Origin of the sequence: Paraniabella ginsengisoli, from assembly GCF_022513635.1 — a bacterium.
Classification (GTDB): Bacteria; Bacteroidota; Bacteroidia; order Chitinophagales; family Chitinophagaceae; genus Niabella; species Niabella ginsengisoli.
This window is the reverse complement of the sequence record NZ_JAKWBL010000002.1, coordinates 1-16,036: the sequence shown is the minus strand read 5'-3', so window position 1 is coordinate 16,036 and position 16,036 is coordinate 1. Positions and strand designations below refer to the sequence as shown.

The 16,036-nt window shown below is 37.7% G+C and carries 20 protein-coding genes and 1 pseudogene; 6 read left to right on the top strand and 15 right to left on the bottom strand.

The window, feature by feature from the left end; translation table 11 throughout:
• Positions 1 to 5: 5 nt before the first annotated feature.
• Positions 6 to 185: a hypothetical protein gene (locus MKP09_RS11155; RefSeq protein ID WP_240829780.1), complete on the top strand. Its 180-nt coding sequence runs from the start codon at positions 6 to 8 to the stop codon at positions 183 to 185.
• Here the strand turns inward: MKP09_RS11155 and MKP09_RS11150 are convergent.
• Positions 169 to 1,098 carry a 3-keto-disaccharide hydrolase gene (locus MKP09_RS11150; RefSeq protein ID WP_240829777.1) on the bottom strand — a complete coding sequence of 310 codons (930 nt, stop codon included), beginning with the start codon at positions 1,096 to 1,098 and terminating at the stop codon, positions 169 to 171. The genes MKP09_RS11155 and MKP09_RS11150 overlap by 17 nt on opposite strands.
• A gap of 142 nt (positions 1,099 to 1,240) precedes the next feature.
• Here MKP09_RS11150 and MKP09_RS11145 point away from each other — a divergent pair, with 142 nt between their 5' ends.
• Both MKP09_RS11145 and MKP09_RS11140 read left to right on the top strand, forming a co-directional pair.
• Positions 1,241 to 1,450: a hypothetical protein gene (locus MKP09_RS11145; RefSeq protein WP_240829768.1), complete on the top strand. Its 210-nt coding sequence runs from the start codon at positions 1,241 to 1,243 to the stop codon at positions 1,448 to 1,450.
• A gap of 20 nt (positions 1,451 to 1,470) precedes the next feature.
• A complete protein-coding gene (locus MKP09_RS11140; protein ID WP_394801057.1) occupies positions 1,471 to 1,752 on the top strand; it encodes a hypothetical protein in 282 nt (93 codons plus the stop codon).
• A gap of 6 nt (positions 1,753 to 1,758) precedes the next feature.
• Here the strand turns inward: MKP09_RS11140 and MKP09_RS11135 are convergent, their stop codons facing one another.
• The 6 genes from MKP09_RS11135 to MKP09_RS11115 all read right to left on the bottom strand — a co-directional run bounded on the left by MKP09_RS11135 (position 1,759) and on the right by MKP09_RS11115 (position 6,773).
• Complete coding sequence (locus MKP09_RS11135) at positions 1,759 to 2,001, bottom strand: hypothetical protein (protein ID WP_240829766.1); 243 nt, start codon at positions 1,999 to 2,001, stop codon at positions 1,759 to 1,761.
• 149 nt (positions 2,002 to 2,150) lie between these two features.
• Positions 2,151 to 2,435, bottom strand: a complete 285-nt coding sequence (locus tag MKP09_RS11130) for a dihydroneopterin aldolase (protein ID WP_240829764.1) — start codon at positions 2,433 to 2,435, stop codon at positions 2,151 to 2,153.
• 84 nt (positions 2,436 to 2,519) lie between these two features.
• Positions 2,520 to 3,464 (bottom strand): thioredoxin-disulfide reductase, encoded by a 945-nt coding sequence (gene trxB / locus MKP09_RS11125; RefSeq protein WP_240829758.1) that lies wholly within the window; start codon positions 3,462 to 3,464, stop codon positions 2,520 to 2,522.
• 105 nt (positions 3,465 to 3,569) lie between these two features.
• On the bottom strand, positions 3,570 to 4,424 hold the full coding sequence (gene bla, locus MKP09_RS11120; protein ID WP_240829749.1) for a subclass B3 metallo-beta-lactamase: 855 nt from the start codon (positions 4,422 to 4,424) through the stop codon (positions 3,570 to 3,572).
• Positions 4,425 to 4,665: 241 nt separating this feature from the next.
• Complete coding sequence (locus tag MKP09_RS25970; protein ID WP_317235328.1) at positions 4,666 to 4,887, bottom strand: prolyl oligopeptidase family serine peptidase; 222 nt, start codon at positions 4,885 to 4,887, stop codon at positions 4,666 to 4,668.
• On the bottom strand, positions 4,881 to 6,773 hold the full coding sequence (locus MKP09_RS11115; protein ID WP_262915321.1) for a prolyl oligopeptidase family serine peptidase: 1,893 nt from the start codon (positions 6,771 to 6,773) through the stop codon (positions 4,881 to 4,883). The genes MKP09_RS25970 and MKP09_RS11115 overlap by 7 nt, the downstream gene beginning before the upstream one ends.
• A gap of 248 nt (positions 6,774 to 7,021) precedes the next feature.
• Between MKP09_RS11115 and MKP09_RS11110 the strand changes: the two genes are divergently transcribed.
• Positions 7,022 to 8,242: a 6-phosphofructokinase gene (locus MKP09_RS11110; RefSeq protein ID WP_240829747.1), complete on the top strand. Its 1,221-nt coding sequence runs from the start codon at positions 7,022 to 7,024 to the stop codon at positions 8,240 to 8,242.
• 107 nt (positions 8,243 to 8,349) lie between these two features.
• Positions 8,350 to 9,842: pseudogene (pyk, locus tag MKP09_RS11105) on the top strand (pyruvate kinase).
• Between the two features lie 138 nt (positions 9,843 to 9,980).
• On the opposite strand, the gene MKP09_RS11100 reads toward pyk, so the two are convergent.
• The 4 genes from MKP09_RS11100 to MKP09_RS25960 form a co-directional block, all read right to left on the bottom strand.
• Positions 9,981 to 10,817: a 3-keto-disaccharide hydrolase gene (locus MKP09_RS11100; protein WP_240829735.1), complete on the bottom strand. Its 837-nt coding sequence runs from the start codon at positions 10,815 to 10,817 to the stop codon at positions 9,981 to 9,983.
• Positions 10,818 to 10,896: 79 nt separating this feature from the next.
• Entirely contained in the window at positions 10,897 to 11,307 is a 411-nt protein-coding gene (locus MKP09_RS11095) for a c-type cytochrome (protein ID WP_240829733.1), read from the bottom strand.
• 32 nt (positions 11,308 to 11,339) lie between these two features.
• Positions 11,340 to 11,795, bottom strand: a complete 456-nt coding sequence (locus MKP09_RS25965) for a sugar phosphate isomerase/epimerase family protein (protein ID WP_262915320.1) — start codon at positions 11,793 to 11,795, stop codon at positions 11,340 to 11,342.
• Positions 11,786 to 12,286, bottom strand: a complete 501-nt coding sequence (locus MKP09_RS25960) for a TIM barrel protein (RefSeq protein ID WP_317235299.1) — start codon at positions 12,284 to 12,286, stop codon at positions 11,786 to 11,788. Before MKP09_RS25960 ends, MKP09_RS25965 begins: the two co-directional genes overlap by 10 nt.
• 642 nt (positions 12,287 to 12,928) lie before the next feature.
• Here MKP09_RS25960 and MKP09_RS11085 point away from each other — a divergent pair.
• A complete protein-coding gene (locus tag MKP09_RS11085) occupies positions 12,929 to 13,492 on the top strand; it encodes a hypothetical protein (protein ID WP_240829730.1) in 564 nt (187 codons plus the stop codon).
• Between the two features lie 5 nt (positions 13,493 to 13,497).
• Here MKP09_RS11085 and MKP09_RS25955 read toward each other — a convergent pair whose 3' ends face one another.
• From MKP09_RS25955 to MKP09_RS11065, 4 genes are all read right to left on the bottom strand, one after another.
• Positions 13,498 to 14,196 (bottom strand): diaminopimelate decarboxylase family protein, encoded by a 699-nt coding sequence (locus MKP09_RS25955; protein WP_262915380.1) that lies wholly within the window; start codon positions 14,194 to 14,196, stop codon positions 13,498 to 13,500.
• Between the two features lie 59 nt (positions 14,197 to 14,255).
• A complete protein-coding gene (locus tag MKP09_RS25950; RefSeq protein ID WP_262915319.1) occupies positions 14,256 to 14,699 on the bottom strand; it encodes a type III PLP-dependent enzyme domain-containing protein in 444 nt (147 codons plus the stop codon).
• A gap of 70 nt (positions 14,700 to 14,769) precedes the next feature.
• Complete coding sequence (gene scpB, locus MKP09_RS11070) at positions 14,770 to 15,684, bottom strand: SMC-Scp complex subunit ScpB (RefSeq protein ID WP_240829729.1); 915 nt, start codon at positions 15,682 to 15,684, stop codon at positions 14,770 to 14,772.
• Positions 15,685 to 15,708: 24 nt separating this feature from the next.
• Entirely contained in the window at positions 15,709 to 15,882 is a 174-nt protein-coding gene (locus tag MKP09_RS11065) for a F0F1 ATP synthase subunit gamma (RefSeq protein WP_240829711.1), read from the bottom strand.
• Positions 15,883 to 16,036 lie beyond the last annotated feature (154 nt).

Sequence of the window (16,036 nt, the reverse complement as noted above, 5' to 3'; positions counted from 1 at the left end):
CTTTTTTGAACCAGCAAAATGTAATTCAATTTTATTCTAAAAATAATTCTGCAGCGAATCTGGGTCCGCCAACTGGCGGATATGAGTCCGACGAGCTACCGACGCTCAACCTCGGCGTTGAAAACAAACGAGGCTTTTTGAAGCAGCAAAATGTAACCCGAAATAAATTTATTTTGCAGGCGTAATTGTAATATTCCTAAATTCTATTGGGCCATGATCTCCCTGGAAATAAAGCGGACCTGGTTCACCTTCTTTGCTGTCTAAAGCACCACCTGTAATACCCGGAATTTCCTGGTTAGTAATTACCGTTTTTCCATTGGCCACAACGGTGATCATTCTGCCAACCAAAGTAATGTCATAAGATTGCCATTCATTGGGGCCTTTGGAATTGATTTCGCTTGGCGCAATAAATCCGTAAATACCACTAAATAATACATTAGAAGGATGTTCTGATTTGTCGCTATCTAAAATTTGCAACTCATAACGGCCACGCAAATAAACACCACTGTTACTTCCTTTCTGATAACGGAATTCTACATGCAACTTAAAATCTTCAAATTTCTGATCAGTAATTAAGTTAGCGCCCGATTTTGGACTGGTTAATACACCATTTTTTACCACCCACTGATTTTCAGCGCCTACAGCTTTCCAACCTGTAAGATCTTTACCATTGAATAATTTAATAGGCGTTCCCCAAACCGGAGCCTCCGTTCTTTTTAAATAAGGCGCTTTTACACCTGTCCAATTATATTTCTTTCCATTTGGATAAACCATTGTTCCCTTCAATCCTTCACTTGTTAATTCTCCTTCAACAACAAGGTCGTTATCTTCTGACTGCCATTGCGGAGGAATAGCAAATGAAAATTTTCCATTATCGAATTTCACTTCTGACACAGGACGCGCGCTACCGTCGTCGCCAACAAAATAGCCAACTAAAGTTTTAATTCCTGATAATTTAACTTCCAACCAAGATGGTTTTTCCTGGCCATCTTTATCCATTGTGATATCCCATCTCCCGATTAGATCTTCCGATTTCATAGCCCATAGATTTAAAGTAAATAAACTGGCAATAGCAAAAACAACTACTTTTTTAAACATGAGAAAATTTTTATGATTTTGAATGCTACAAATATAATTTTTTAGAGGACGCAATTGTCCACTAATTTATATTGAAATTACTTTATTATTTTTTGATCAGACCGGGGCGGTAAGACCAGGTGCATATAGTATCTTTAATAGAATGAAAGAAAAGCATTACGAATTCAGTTATAAAGTAGCCAATAGTATTAATGATCTTGATAAGGATGATGCGGCTTTACTACAACAAGCCAGGGAACTTACGCCCATTGCTTACGCGCCATACTCAAAATTCCATGTAGCAAGCGTAGCGAGGTTAGCTAACGGCAAAGTTGTAAAGGCACCAACCAGGAAAACGCATCTTTTCCTGTAGGAATTTGTGCCGAGCGTAGTTTGTTGGCATCAGTTGGCACCCTTTACCCAAATGAAGTGATTGAAACTATGGCTATTACTTATCAGCCACAGGAAGCTTTAGAGGGTTTAGAGGGTTTAGAGGGTTTAAGCGACAAACCCATTTCGCCATGCGGCATGTGTAGGCAGGCATTATTGGAATATGAAACAAGAGTGAACCATCCTATCAGGCTTATACTTGCAGGAATGAAAGGCACTGTTTATATTATTGATACAGCAAAGGATTTGTTGCCTTTTGCATTTGGCGAGGTTAATCTGAAATAAGTTATATTAATTCTTTCTTTTAGGGCTTACCGCCTCAACATCTGTAACATTTTGGTTAAAATTTTCGATGGCTATTTTTTGTCCATCGCAATTATAACCTTCCTGCGGAGGGATAGTGTTACATGCGACGCAAATAATATCGATAAAGTATATCCGCTCTCCTTTATAAATTCCTTTTGCTAAATAATTACAAGGCCCCGTCGCTGGAATTTCTGTACAGGTTATCTGATCTTTAAACTTTGCAATCATTTGAGCATCGCAGTCTGTGTTTACTTTATTATCCGATTTAGAACACGCCGAAAAAAGAGGATCGTTAAAAGTACAAATGTGTTTCTCATAAATATAGTTTTATACAAAAACGAGCACTTGATAGCAAACGCAACAGGTATTAAAAAAAACTAATATTCTTTTTCTATCTCAACACCTATTCGTCCCTGAAAATGTGTAAGCGGCATTTGCAATTTATATAAACTCATTTTAAGTTTAACTATTTGAGGAAATTGTTCTTTTATTTTTTCGGCTAATTGAGTAAGGAAGGCTTCGAGCAACTCTCGTGGTTGCAGCATTTCAGTTTTGGCCAACTCATAAATTTCAGCATAATTAATGGTTTCGTCTATTTCAGAAACAATAGATTCAGTTGAGAAGAACGAGGCCGAAATATTTAGTTCGAACTCATTCCCCAACTTTTTTCTTCTTCATACATACCATGATATGCAAAGAATTGTAATTTTTCCAGATGTAGTGTAATGAGCATATTGTGCTAAGAATTACAACCCTTTCTCTCCCAAATATCTTTCCGCATCCAATGCCGCCATACAACCACTTCCGGCTGCGGTTACAGCCTGGCGATAAATTTTATCCTGCACATCACCCGCCGCGAAAACTCCTTCAACATTGGTTTTAGAAGTCCCGGGAACCGTTTTGATATAACCGGTTTCATCCATTTCAAGAAAATCTTTAAAGATATCTGAATTGGGTTGATGCCCGATCGCCACGAAAAAAGCACTGACTGGAATTTCACTCACTTCCTGTGTTTTATTATTTTTTACGCGTACTCCGGTCACTTTATTGTCTCCTAATATTTCTTCGGTTTCGGTGTTGAAATACACATTAATATTCGGTGTGTTGAAAACGCGATCCTGCATAACCTTGCTGGCACGCATTTCCTCTTTACGAATCAGCATGTGCACATTAGTTACAATTTTAGAAAGGTAAAGTGCTTCTTCCGCAGCAGTATCACCCGCACCAACAATGGCAGCTTCTTTTCCTTTAAAGAAGAAACCGTCACAAACTGCGCAAGCGCTCACACCAAAGCCATTCAATTTTTCCTCGCTCGGAAGACCCAACCATTTTGCCGAAGCTCCGGTTGAAATAATTACAGCGTCAGCTTCTATCAACTTTTCATCATCGATCCACACTTTATGAGGGTGGCCTGAGAAATCAACTTTGGTAGCTAAGCCGTAACGAATATCAGTACCCATACGTTTTGCCTGTTTCTCAAAATCAATCATCATTTCAGGTCCCTGCACACCTTCCGCATAACCCGGATAATTTTCCACTTCAGTAGTTATTGTTAACTGGCCGCCTGGTTGTATTCCCTGATACAAAACAGGTTTAAGATTAGCCCGTGCCGCATAAATAGCCGCAGTATAACCCGCTGGCCCCGAACCTATAATTAAACAATGAACTCTTTCTACATTCTCGTCTGCCATATATAATTTGATTTGAATAACTACAAAAATAGAGGTAAAAGGTTTAGCAAATGCAAGCAGAACCATAATTTAAGCGGTGCATGGATCTGATTTAAACCCAGCAAATTACTCATGATTATTAAAAGCGTCTGTTGCCTTTAAAAGTGCAGCTTCGTAACCTTTTCTATCAACAAAAGCAGCGGGATTATATTTATCACCGGGTTTACGTTTTGTATGAAGATCAAACTGACTGGCATGAGCCGCTACCCAAATATCAAATTCGAGGTTTTTCATAGCTTGCAAAGTGTACACGTAATCCTTTCTGATATTGGGATATGCAGGAATTTCCGAAAAGCCTTTATCCGTGATAATAGTTGGAATGTTGGCTATAAGCACTTTGTAGGTCTTTGTTGAATCTTTAACCTCAAGCAGATAACTACACGAACCTTTTGTATGCCCCGGATGATGCAACATGATAATTTTTGTATGGCCAAGCCTGATAATATCCTTATCTTTTAAAAGACGATCGGGAACAATCGGCTTAAACGCAACTCCTAAGTAACTCAATTCATAATCGGATTTTCCGCCGTCTTTCAGCACTGCTGCATCTCCGACATCAGCATACAATTTTGCTCCTGTTTGCATTTTAATATCAGCTAATGCACCCGCATGATCAAAATGCGCCTGATTGGTCAATAATATTTTTATATCTGTGTATTTGAAGCCCAATTTTTCAATATTCCTTTTGATTAGTGAAAGTGAACCAGCAAGACCTGTATTGATTAGAATATTTCCTTTGTTAGTTACAACTAAATAACAAGCCAGATCATACGTACCTACATAATATAAATTACCTGCAATGCGGAACGGCTCATAAGGTGTTGACCATTCTTCAGGATTATTTTTGGGTTCGTTTACTGTTTGGGCATTTAGTGAAAACAAAAAACACAAGATGGTACAAAAGGCTATAATTTTTTTCACAAGAAATGGGGTTTATTAAAATGATCTTTAACTATTTTTTTATTGGCCGGGCTGTCGAACATAACTCATCGAAATTGCGTCGCACTCTTCAATTGTAGCACATTGCCCATCCTACATTTAAATCAGATTTACCAACATTCAATAATTGCTCAAGCCTTTTCAACCGGAAGCTACGCATCCCGCCATTATTGTTTGGCTCCTTCAGAGCTTTGCCTATTCACTATTGACCATTGACCAACATTCACTCCTTATACCCCATCCCTAAATTATACATGGTAAATGCCCAAATATCTGCAGCTTCTTCAATCACTTTGCTGGTGGGCTTTCCGGCTCCGTGTCCTGCATTGGTTTCTATACGAATCAACACTGGGTTTTCACCTTTGTGATATTCCTGCAACCTTGCAGCAAATTTGAAGGAATGCGCAGGAACAACACGGTCGTCATGATCGCCTGTGGTTACAATTGTTGCCGGATAAGAAGTTCCTTTTTTAAATTATGATACGGAGAATATTTATACAGGTAAGGAAAATATTTTGCAGAATCGGAGCTTCCGTATTCTACAGCCCAGCCCCAGCCTACAGTAAATTTGTGATAACGCAACATATCTAAAACACCAACTTGAGGAATGGCGACTTTGAAAAGATCTGGACGCTGCGTCATTACAGCGCCAACCAGCAATCCGCCGTTGCTACCACCACGAACAGCTATTTTGTTGTTGTTGGTGTATTTACTTTTTATAAGATATTCTGCTGCGCCAATAAAATCGTCAAACACATTTTGCTTGTTTAACAACATACCGGCCTTATGCCATTTTTCGCCATATTCGTTACCACCACGAAGATTTACTACCACGTAAATACCGCCCTGCTCTACAAAAAATGTATTGCTTACACTAAAGCCCGGCGTCATAGGTATATTGAAGCCGCCATATCCATACAGCAAAACAGGATTATTACCATCTTTCTTTAATCCTTTTTTATATGTTAAAAACATGGGAACTTTTGTGCCGTTTTTACTTGTGAAGAATATTTGCTCGGTTACAATATCAGCAGTGCTCATATTGATTTCAGTAGTTTTGTACAATTCTGATTTGCCACTTGCAATATCATATTTATAAATAGACGGCGGCGTAGCATAAGACGAGTAACTATAATAAAAATATTTGTCATCTTTATCTGCTCCAAATCCGCCAGCAGAGCCAATTCCAGGCAATTTTATTTCACGAATTTGTTTTCCGTTATAATCATACTGATAAATACGGCTCGATGCATCTTTCAGGTAATTGGTAAATAAATTACCGCCCCCTGTGCCAACACCCAGCAATACTTCTTTCTGTTCCGCAATAATGGTTTTCCAGTTTTCACGCGCAGGATTTTTAGGATCAACTATCACCACACGATAATTAGGTGCCTGATAATTTGTTTTCACTAATAATTTATCGCCGTTGTTCTCTATCACGTCAGATTCTGTATCAAATCCTTTTACCAGCAACTCGAATTCCGTTTGCGAATCATCCTTTAAATCACGATACCATAATTCGCCACCGCTTGTTCCTTCAGATATATTTAGAATTAAAAAACGCTCATCTTCTGTAAGTCCACAACCGTAATAACGTTTGGGATGTTCTTTATCCTGATAAATCAATTGGTCTTCGCTTTGCGCGGTTCCCATTTTATGGTAATATACTTTCTGAAACTCATTGGCCTTGCTAAGCTTTGATGTTTCATCAGGCTTATCGTAAGCGCTATAATAGAACCCTTCTTCACCTTTCCATGCCGCTCCGCCAAATTTGGTCCATTCAATTTTATCACTTAATAACTTCTTGCTTTCTACATCCATCAAGAAAATTTCCTGCCAGTCACTACCCGCTTTGGAAATAGAATACGCCAAAAGCTTCCCTGACTTGCTAAAAGAAATACCACTTAAAGCAACGATACCTTCTGTACTTAATGTATTGGGATCGATAAAAACTTCAGGCTCCGAGCTTAAATCTTTTGTACGGTACATTACAGATTGATTTTGCAATCCATCATTTTTAAAATAATAATACCAATCACCTTTTTTAAACGGAGCACCAAATTTTGGATAATTCCAGAGTTTTTCCAGCCGTTGCTCTATTTTATCGCGAAAAGGGATTTTAGATAAATAGGCATCAGTAACTTTATTTTGTTCTATTACCCATTTCTTCGTTGTTTCTGCATTGTCATCTTCCAGCCAACGATAGGGGTCTTCTACTTTTGTTCCAAAATAATCATCTGTAATGGTTTCCTTTTCAGTAACCGGGTATTGAATCTGTGCATGCATATCCATTGTAGTAAAAATCGCAATAAGTGGTAATAATTGCTTCATGTGTATGTGTTTATTTCCTTTTTAGGTCACATGGAATTTACCATAAAAATTTTCGACGTCCTGATAAAAATCTACTTGAAAATTTTTATGTCTCATTTCATGATGTTTTTATTAAAATATCATCAAAAATATTGTTTATACACAATAATTAAGTTACGGGTCATCAAAATTTAAAAACAATCAAAGTGTTTTGTACACACAACGTTATTTTTAATATATTTGATGCTTACAATTTATAAAAACCAATTATGCAACAAAGTATTTTGATTCTTGCTGCCGGAGGCCCCGCGCCCGGCATTAACACGGTAATTAGTTCTGTATCGAAGATTTTTTTAAAAGGTGGATTTAAAGTAATTGGCCTGCACGATGGTTACAAAAACCTCTTTACCGGAAACGCGTCAACACTTGATATAGATTTTGAAACGGCAGATACTGCTTTAACACGCGGCGGCTCTATTTTACGCATGAGCCGTTATAAACCCAAAAATGAAGAGTTTACAACCGATTTTTTTGTAAAAAATAACGTGAAATTATTGGTTACTATCGGTGGTGATGATACCGCTTCCACAGCTAACAGGATTTCTACATTTTTAACTGAAAATAAATTCCCGGTTCAAAATATACACGTCCCTAAAACAATTGATAACGATCTTCCTTTGCCAGACAATCAACCAACGTTCGGTTATCAAAGTGCAACTGAAGAAGGCGTAAGAATTACAAAAACCGTTTATGAAGATGCTAAAACATCTGCTAACTGGTTTGTAGTATCTGCAATGGGTCGCGAAGCTGGTCACCTGGCATTTAGCATTGGTACTTCTTGTCATTTACCAATGATCGTAATGCCGGAAATGTTTACAAAGGCTGCTTTAAACTTTGAAAACATTACTAAACTTATTGTTTCTGCTATTCTTAAAAGAAAAATATTAGGCATTAGTTATGGCGTTGCCATTGTAAGCGAAGGCATCTTCCACTTTATGACCGATGAAGTGATTAAAGAGTCTGGTGTACAATTTACTTATGATGCACATGGTCACCCTGAATTGGGTAATGTAAGTAAAGCACATATCTATAATATATTACTTCAGAATAAACTAAAAGAATTAGGTCTTGACATTAAATGCCGCCCTGTAGAATTGGGATACGAACTACGTTGTCTTCCGCCAGCAGCTTTTGATTTACAATATTGTACCATGTTAGGCACAGGCGTTAAAAAACTTTTTGATCAGGGTTTAACAGGTTGTGTTGTAACAGTAAACAATAAAGGTGAAGTTAACCCGTTGTTCTTAAAAGATGTAACCGGCGAAAATGGTAAAGTAAAAACAAGACTGGTAAATATTGAAGACGCTAAAACAAAAATGGTGATTGAAGACAATCTTCAATATTTAACAGCAGAAGATGTAGAAGCAGCGAAGCAATTCGTAAGCAATCCTGAAGAATTTGTGTTTTCGAATATCTTAAACTGGAAATAAGAACTCACTTTTCATAAGAGCTGCTTAATGCGGCTCTTATGCTTTTTATATAAACACCAATAAAACATCGTTTATTAAAAAGACAATAAATTAATATTAAAAATATCATGGCTAAAAAATTAGCATCAAAAAAAACCGTTACAAAAGTTGTATCGAAGGCTGAGGAAACATTCGCCCGGACAAAGATTGTAGCTACTGTAGGACCTGCCAGTAATACTTACGACAAATTAAAAGATCTTGTAAAAGCAGGCGTCAATGTATTCAGGCTTAATTTCTCACATGGCGAGCATGACGAAAAAAAGAAAATTATTGAATACATCAGGCAAATAAATAAAAAGAAGGTACTCATGTTGCTATCCTTGGCGATTTGCAAGGCCCTAAACTACGCGTTGGAGAAATTGAAGGTGGTGGAATGCCCGTAAGTGCTGGTGATAAATTTATTTTTACCAGCCAAAAAATTATTGGTAACAAGCAGAAGCTTTACATCCATTATCCCAATTTTCATAAAGATGTAAAAGTGGGCAATAAGATCATGATCGACGATGGAAAACTTGAAGTGATTGTAAAAAGAATATTACCTAACAATGATGTTGAAGTTCAGGTTTTATTGGGTGGATTTATTTCATCTAAGAAAGGTGTAAACCTTCCTGATACTAAAATATCGTTGCCTGCACTTACTCCAAAAGATTTGAAAGATCTGGACTTTATTATAAAAGAGCAATTGGACTGGGTAGCATTGAGTTTTGTGCGCCAAACGGAAGACATCAAAAAGCTGAGAAAAATTCTGGATAAGCATAAAAGCAAAAGTAAGATCATAGCCAAAATAGAAATGCCCGAAGCTATTCCAAATATTCGTGACATTATCAATGCTTCTGATGGTATAATGGTAGCACGCGGAGATCTTGGTGTTGAACTTCCTGTTGAAAAAGTGCCTCTGATTCAAAAGAACATTATTAAAAAATGCATCCATCGCGCTAAGCCGGTAATTGTGGCTACGCAAATGATGGAAAGCATGATAGAACGCACCAAGCCAAACCGCAGTGAAATTACCGATGTTGCCAATGCGGTATTGGAAGGCGCTGATGCTGTAATGTTAAGCGGTGAAACAGCTACAGGCTTGCATCCTACACTAGTTGTAGAAACAATGCGCAAAATCATTATGGAGATTGAGCGCACAGAATACAATTATGATTTGGATGAAGTATTACAACCTCAGCCCCACTCGCCTACTCTGACAAGTGATGCAGTTTGCTATAACGCTTGTAACCTGGCTAAAGACGTAGCTGCAAACGCTTTGATAGGAATGACACAGAGCGGTTACACCGGATTTATGTTGAGTAGCTACAGGCCCAAAGTACCTTTGTATATTTTCACCAAGCACGAAAGCCTGATCAATCAAATGAGCCTTGCCTGGGGCGTTCGCGCCTTTTTATATGATGATGATGAAAGGCAGCTTGATACCATTTTTTCTGATCAGATAAACATACTTAAGAAAAATGGCTTTTTAAACAAACACGATATTGCCGTAAGTACTGGTAGTACGCCCGTGCATTTAAAAATACCTACAAATACTATTAAGATTACGAAAATAGAGGGATAACCCTTCTTCTATGAATAGTGAAAAAGCTATACGTATTTAAACGTATAGCTTTTTTATTGTTTAACGAACGAGTTTACATAGGCACAAAAACGCCGCTTTTGTAAAGACAAAAGCGGCGTTTAAATAACATTCAAATATTTACAATTCTTTTATTTTGATATTTCTAAACCATACATTATTTCCGTGATCCTGCAAGCCGATGCGGCCTACTTTATATGTACCAAAATCTGAAGCTCCTTTAAATTTACTACCAGCAACAAGCCCTTTCCAGTTTTCATCCCACATGGTTGTGCTTATTACATGAACCTCGTTTAAATAAACGTCCAGCTTTCCATCTACACAACGTATCAAATAATGATTCCATTCCAGCGGAGCATTGGCTGCTTTTTCTTTTGCTGGAATCAGATCATATAAATCACCAGCCTGGTGTTTAAATATTCTTCCATCGGGGTGACCTTCGTTGTCAACAATCTGTATCTCAGGTCCTGTTTCCCACATCCACCTGTATTTATCTTTATTCTCATTACTGTAAATAATTACGCCGCTATTACCGTTTTTGTCAATTTTCCAATCCAGCTGTAGTTCAAAATTCCGGTATTCCTTATCACTGACGATATCTCCACCGGTTTTAGGTGTTCCGTCTTTATTAGCATCTAAGTATAAAGTTCCATTTGCCGTTTTCCATGCTGTCCCAATAGTTTTTGAGCCATAGCCATGCCATCCGTCAGATGTAGTGCCATCAAATAAAAGTTTCCAGCCTGCTGACTTTTCCTGCTCAGTTAACACGTTTGCCGCTGCTTCCGGCGCTGGTGCAGGGGCTGGATTTGCCGGTTCAGTTTCTGGCGCTGGTGTTGCCGGGGCGGGCGCTGGCGCCGGTGCAGCGGTCGGAGGTGTATTTCTGTATACTTTAGGCGCGCAAGAATACACAATAAACGCCGACGCAGCGATACACGCAATGGATGCTATTTTATTCATTTTTACTTAAGATTTAATAATTGCGAGAGTACAAAAGGATTTTGCAGATCGTGATTAAACTAACTTACAGAAACCTTTTTTATTTTTTCAGAAGGAGAATGTATTGTACCATTTCTTTTGCCTCCTGCTCAGAAACATTCGGATGCGGTGTCATTGGAATTTCGCCCCAAACACCAGAACCGCCTTCAATGATTTTTTTAGAAAGCTCTGCTATTTTAGCATCATCAGCACCTGCGTATTTATTCGCTACTTCCCTATATGCAGGACCAGTAAGCTTTTCATCGATTTTATGGCAAGTAGGACATTGATATTTTCCTGTAAGCTCAAGGCCTTTTTGATAAACAGGATTAGATGATAAATCTCCTGATTCGGATGTTGTTGATGTCGACGTAGATGCAGATCCTTCACCTTCAGATTTCTTGTCAGTTTCTCCTCCACCGCATGCGGCTATAACAGATAAAATAGATAACGAGAGTAAGATTTTCTTCATATAAAAAATATTTGTAGCTAAAGTATAAATTATTATTCAAGGCCTAACACTTTTTTATTAAAATCAGTGTCAGTACCAGTTGCTGCAAAATCATCAAAAGCTTTATCAGTAACCCTTATGATGTGATTCTTGATAAACTCCGCCCCTTCTCTGGCTCCATCTTCCGGATGCTTAAGACAGCATTCCCACTCCATCACAGCCCAGCCTTTATAGTCGTATTCAGCGAGTTTAGAAAATATCGTTTTGAAATCCACCTGACCATCGCCTGGGCTACGATATCGCCCCGCTCTTTTAAGCCAACTTTGATAACCACCAAAAGTTCCTTGTTTACCAGTTGAATTAAATTCTGCGTCTTTTACATGAAATGCACGTATGCGTTCATGATAAAAATCTATATATTGTATATAGTCTAATTGTTGCAACACAAAATGGGAAGGATCATAAAGCAAACAAGCTCTTGCATGATTATTCACCTTTTCTAAAAACATCTCATATGTTTCACCATCAAAAAGGTCTTCTCAGGATGAATTTCATAACAAACATCTACGCCGCATTCATCAAAATAATCCAGGATAGGTGTCCATCTTTTTGCTAATTCAGTGAATCCTTCATCAACCAAGCCAGCCGGTCTTTGCGGCCAGGGATGAAACGTGTGCCACAATAACGAACCGCTAAAAGTAGCATGGGCATTGAGTTCCAGGTTTTGAGATGCTTTCGCTGCGTATTTCAATTGTTGTACAGCCCACTCTGTTCTGGCTTTTGAGTTGCCACGAAATTCTGGCGGTGCAAAGCCGTCAAAAAGGTCGTCGTATGCAGGATGCACAGCTACCAATTGCCCCTGTAAATGCGTTGAAAGCTCAGAAATTTCAAGACCGCAAGACAATGCAAGACCTTTTATTTCATCGGTGTAGTTTTTACTTTCCGCTGCCAGCTTCAGATCAAAAATATTAGGATCGCTAGTCGGAATCTGCACTGCCACAAAACCTTTTCTGCAGCCCAAAGACAAATCGATTCGAAATTGTTGAATGGGGGTTTGTCGCCAAGAAATTGGGCAAGGAATATTCCAGGACCTTTTAATGTTGTCATGAAAATCGTTTTTATATTGAGCGATAAATCTATAAAAATAATTTTGATTAGCCGACCTCTAAAAAATTATTTAAGAAGTTTTAACCCTTTGAAAGATACTTTTGTTTACTTTAGAATATATATCTATCTACATAATTCTTAATGAAACCCTCTCAATATAAGCTGCTTAAAAAAATTTCGAGCCTAGTAGCCCGCATTAAATACCCAAAAGTACCTGAAGCATATTTTTATTTCTTTAGAGATACGATCGTTTGCAAAATAGTGCAGCAGAAATATTTTTTTTTCAGATTATATCAAAAGAAAAAAATACAAGATTATTGATTTTACAGGAGAGTTTGGAAATGAAATACAATACGCAATACCCCACGCCTACTGGCATTATAAAAATGGAACACTTAAGCAGACTATTTCCTTTGGAGATACTAAAGAACTATATTTCTTTTCAGAAGACCACTTAGAGCTGCATACCGAAAGAAAGAATGAAGGAAACTATAATTTTGAACTTCCGAGAATATTATATAGCCAGGACTATAATATGGAGAAGTGGTTGCCGGTTCCTTTTAAAGAGAAATACAAAAATGATATTTATCGTTATGATAAACCTATACTAATTATAGCAAACAGATATAATACAGAATGGGACGGGCCTCCTGTTTCTTATTTTAGTATTGAGATTTTAGATAAGATGATTTCTTTTTTGAAGGATAGATATCAAATCATTTATAACAGGCCGCAGGCAAAAGATATAGTTAATGATAACAGTATCATTTATGATCTAAATGAACTGGCCTGGTTGAAAGAGAAACATCCTGAAGTTTTATATCTTGGCGATATGTACAGTGAAAATAAAATTGAGGCTAAAAATTTTAATCACTTCCAGTTATGTGTGTATGCCAATTGTGAAAATTTCATTTCAATTCACGGAGGAACAGCTACTCTTGCCAGCTATTTTCAAGGTAAGAACCTGATCTTTTCCAAAAAAGGGCCTGAGCATTATTTTAAATGTTATCAGAATTTATATCCACAATTTTCCGGCGCTGCAATATATCATGCTAAAACGGAATCAAGCTTATTAAAATATGTATCTGATCTTTTTTAAATCATTTACAAAATCTGTCCCCTTAACAAATCTTCAAAAACATCTCTTTTACGAATAAGACGTGGCTTTCCATTTTCTACTAATACTTCCGCAGGTTTAAAACGCGCATTATAGTTGCTCGACATTTCAAAGCCATAAGCACCTGCATTATAAAACACAAGCAAATCTCCTTCCCTCACTTCTGCCAAAGGCCGTGACCAGGCAAATGTATCCGTTTCGCAGATATTACCGGTGATGGTATATTCTTTCTCCGCACCGTCAGAATTAGTGATGTTTTCTATGCGATGATAAGAGTCATAAAACATAGGACGAATCAGATGATTGAAACCACTGTTAATACCGGCAAAAGTTGTAGCAGAAGTTTCTTTCAACACATTCACTTTGGTTACAAAATAACCACATTCACTTACCAGAAATTTACCCGGCTCAAACCATATCTGCAAGTGTTTGGTTAACTCATTCGATTCAAAAGTTTGCAACACTTTTTCTGCCAGTTCTTCAATATTAATAGAAGGATCGTCGTCCTTGTAAGCCACTTTAAAGCCACCTCCAAGGTCAATAGATTTTAATTGAGTAAAATGTGGAATGATATCAAACAGAACTTCAATACCTTTCACAAACACATCAACATCTTTGATATCACTTCCGGTATGTATGTGAAGATTGGTGATGTTTATATCATACGCTGATACAACTTGTAGCAGTTCATCTAATTGATCGACAGGAATTCCAAACTTACTTTTATCATGGCCTGTGGAGATCTTCAGATTACCCCCGCCATAATATTGGGCCGCAGGCGAACACCTACAGGGTAGCTGCTTCCAAACGTCTTCCCGAACTTTTCAAGATTTGAAATACTGTCTATATTAATAATAACGCCCAATGATTGTGCTTCTTCAATTTCATCAAAGCCAATACCGTTACTAGTGTACAATATATTGCGCGGTTCAAAACCTGCGTGTAAAGCCAGATTCACCTCATTAATGGAACTACAATCAATATTACATCCTTCACTTTTCAGCACCTTTAAAATGTTTATGTTCGTCAGTGCTTTGCAGGCATAAAAAAACCTCACCTTATCGCTTTTAAAAGCCGTAGTCAATCTTTTATACTGCGCTGCAATCTTATCAGCGTTGTAAACATACACAGGTGTACCAAATTCATTTGCAATTTCTGAAAGCTGTGTGCGACTTAATACGTGTTCCATAATAATAGATATAAAAAAAGCAGTAATATTACTGCCAATGCTTACATTTCTTTATTTGTATAAATTTTGTTTAATAAGCAGGCTCGTCTTCATCGCCCTCCTTCTTCTCTTCTTCTTCTGATTCTTCATCTTTTGCTTCATTACCAGGAATCTCTTCCGTAACCTGTTTTTTCTCATCATCAAATGGCACTTCATCATCAGGTTGTTCAGCATCATCTTCATCTTCATCAGATAAAGCATCTTCTTCACGTGGCCCCTCTTCTTCCTGAATTACTTCATCTGTTTCAACTATCTCAATAGATCCCGCTTCCTGATTCATTATTGCATTTTCAATTAATTCCCCATTTTCAGAAACAGCTAACGGATTACCATCCTCATCCATTTCAGTTTCAGGCACCGTTTCACCATTTACAATCGCACTTGGTTCTACCATTTGCTCAGCCAGCACTTCCTTTATTTTCGGTAGCTCGTCCGAAGAATTAATTCCAAAATAATCCATAAATGCTTTTGATGTAGCATATACCAAAGGGTGGCCGGGCATTTTCTCATTGCGGCCGCTTATCACGATCAATTCTTTTTCCAATAATTTCTGAATAGCATAATCGGCACTTACGCCGCGTATCGCTTCTACTTCTCCTTTGGTAACCGGTTGCTTATAAGCTATAATAGCCAATGTTTCTAAAGCCGCTGCCGACAAGCGTTTCATGAACTTATCACCATTCAGCTGAGCAATTGTTTTGTGATATTCTTTTTTAGTTAAGAACTGCCATCCTCCGCCGCTTTGTACTATTTCAAAAGGATAAAATTCGGAAACATATTTTTCTTTTACACCATCAACTGCCGCCTCAACCTGGTCGAGGGTGATTTTATCTTCCATAAAACCAAAAGCACTATTAAGCAACTCGGTAACCTCTAACGTTGTTAAAGGTTTTTCGCTTGCAAAAATCAGCGCTTCAATATGTGGAATTAATTCGGCTATTTCCATCGGAAATAAAATTGGTCTTTTTTATTAACCCTGCAATGCAGCCGCACCGCTTACGATTTCTGTAAGTTCGGTTGTAATGGCCGCCTGTCTTGCGCGGTTGTAAGAGAGCTTTAAATTCTTCAGCATCTCATTGGCATTCTCACTCGCCTTATCCATCGATGTCATACGTGCACCATGCTCAGATGCATGAGAATCCAAACGGCTTTGTATAATTACGTATTTAAAATCTTAGGCATCAGTTCTGCAATCAATTCAACACCGTAGGATCAAATATAAAATCGGCTTTAGGAGCTCCTTTTTGATTTTCTACTTTTTGGAATAGGTAAAAATTGTTCAGCAGTAAACAATTGCG

Bases quoted from the DNA above. Each gene is read 5' to 3' on its own strand.
- MKP09_RS11085 (WP_240829730.1), top strand. From the start codon at position 12,929: ATGGAGAAGTGGTTGCCGGTTCCTTTTAAAGAGAAATACAAAAATGAT.
- MKP09_RS11135 (WP_240829766.1), bottom strand. From the start codon at position 2,001: ATGATTGCAAAGTTTAAAGATCAGATAACCTGTACAGAAATTCCAGCG.
- MKP09_RS11145 (WP_240829768.1), top strand. From the start codon at position 1,241: ATGAAAGAAAAGCATTACGAATTCAGTTATAAAGTAGCCAATAGTATT.
- MKP09_RS11095 (WP_240829733.1), bottom strand. From the start codon at position 11,307: ATGAAGAAAATCTTACTCTCGTTATCTATTTTATCTGTTATAGCCGCA.
- scpB (WP_240829729.1), bottom strand. From the start codon at position 15,684: ATGGAAATAGCCGAATTAATTCCACATATTGAAGCGCTGATTTTTGCA.
- MKP09_RS25965 (WP_262915320.1), bottom strand. From the start codon at position 11,795: ATGTTTTTAGAAAAGGTGAATAATCATGCAAGAGCTTGTTTGCTTTAT.
- MKP09_RS11115 (WP_262915321.1), bottom strand. From the start codon at position 6,773: ATGAAGCAATTATTACCACTTATTGCGATTTTTACTACAATGGATATG.
- MKP09_RS11100 (WP_240829735.1), bottom strand. From the start codon at position 10,817: ATGAATAAAATAGCATCCATTGCGTGTATCGCTGCGTCGGCGTTTATT.
- MKP09_RS11150 (WP_240829777.1), bottom strand. From the start codon at position 1,098: ATGTTTAAAAAAGTAGTTGTTTTTGCTATTGCCAGTTTATTTACTTTA.
- MKP09_RS11110 (WP_240829747.1), top strand. From the start codon at position 7,022: ATGCAACAAAGTATTTTGATTCTTGCTGCCGGAGGCCCCGCGCCCGGC.
- MKP09_RS25950 (WP_262915319.1), bottom strand. From the start codon at position 14,699: ATGGAACACGTATTAAGTCGCACACAGCTTTCAGAAATTGCAAATGAA.
- trxB (WP_240829758.1), bottom strand. From the start codon at position 3,464: ATGGCAGACGAGAATGTAGAAAGAGTTCATTGTTTAATTATAGGTTCG.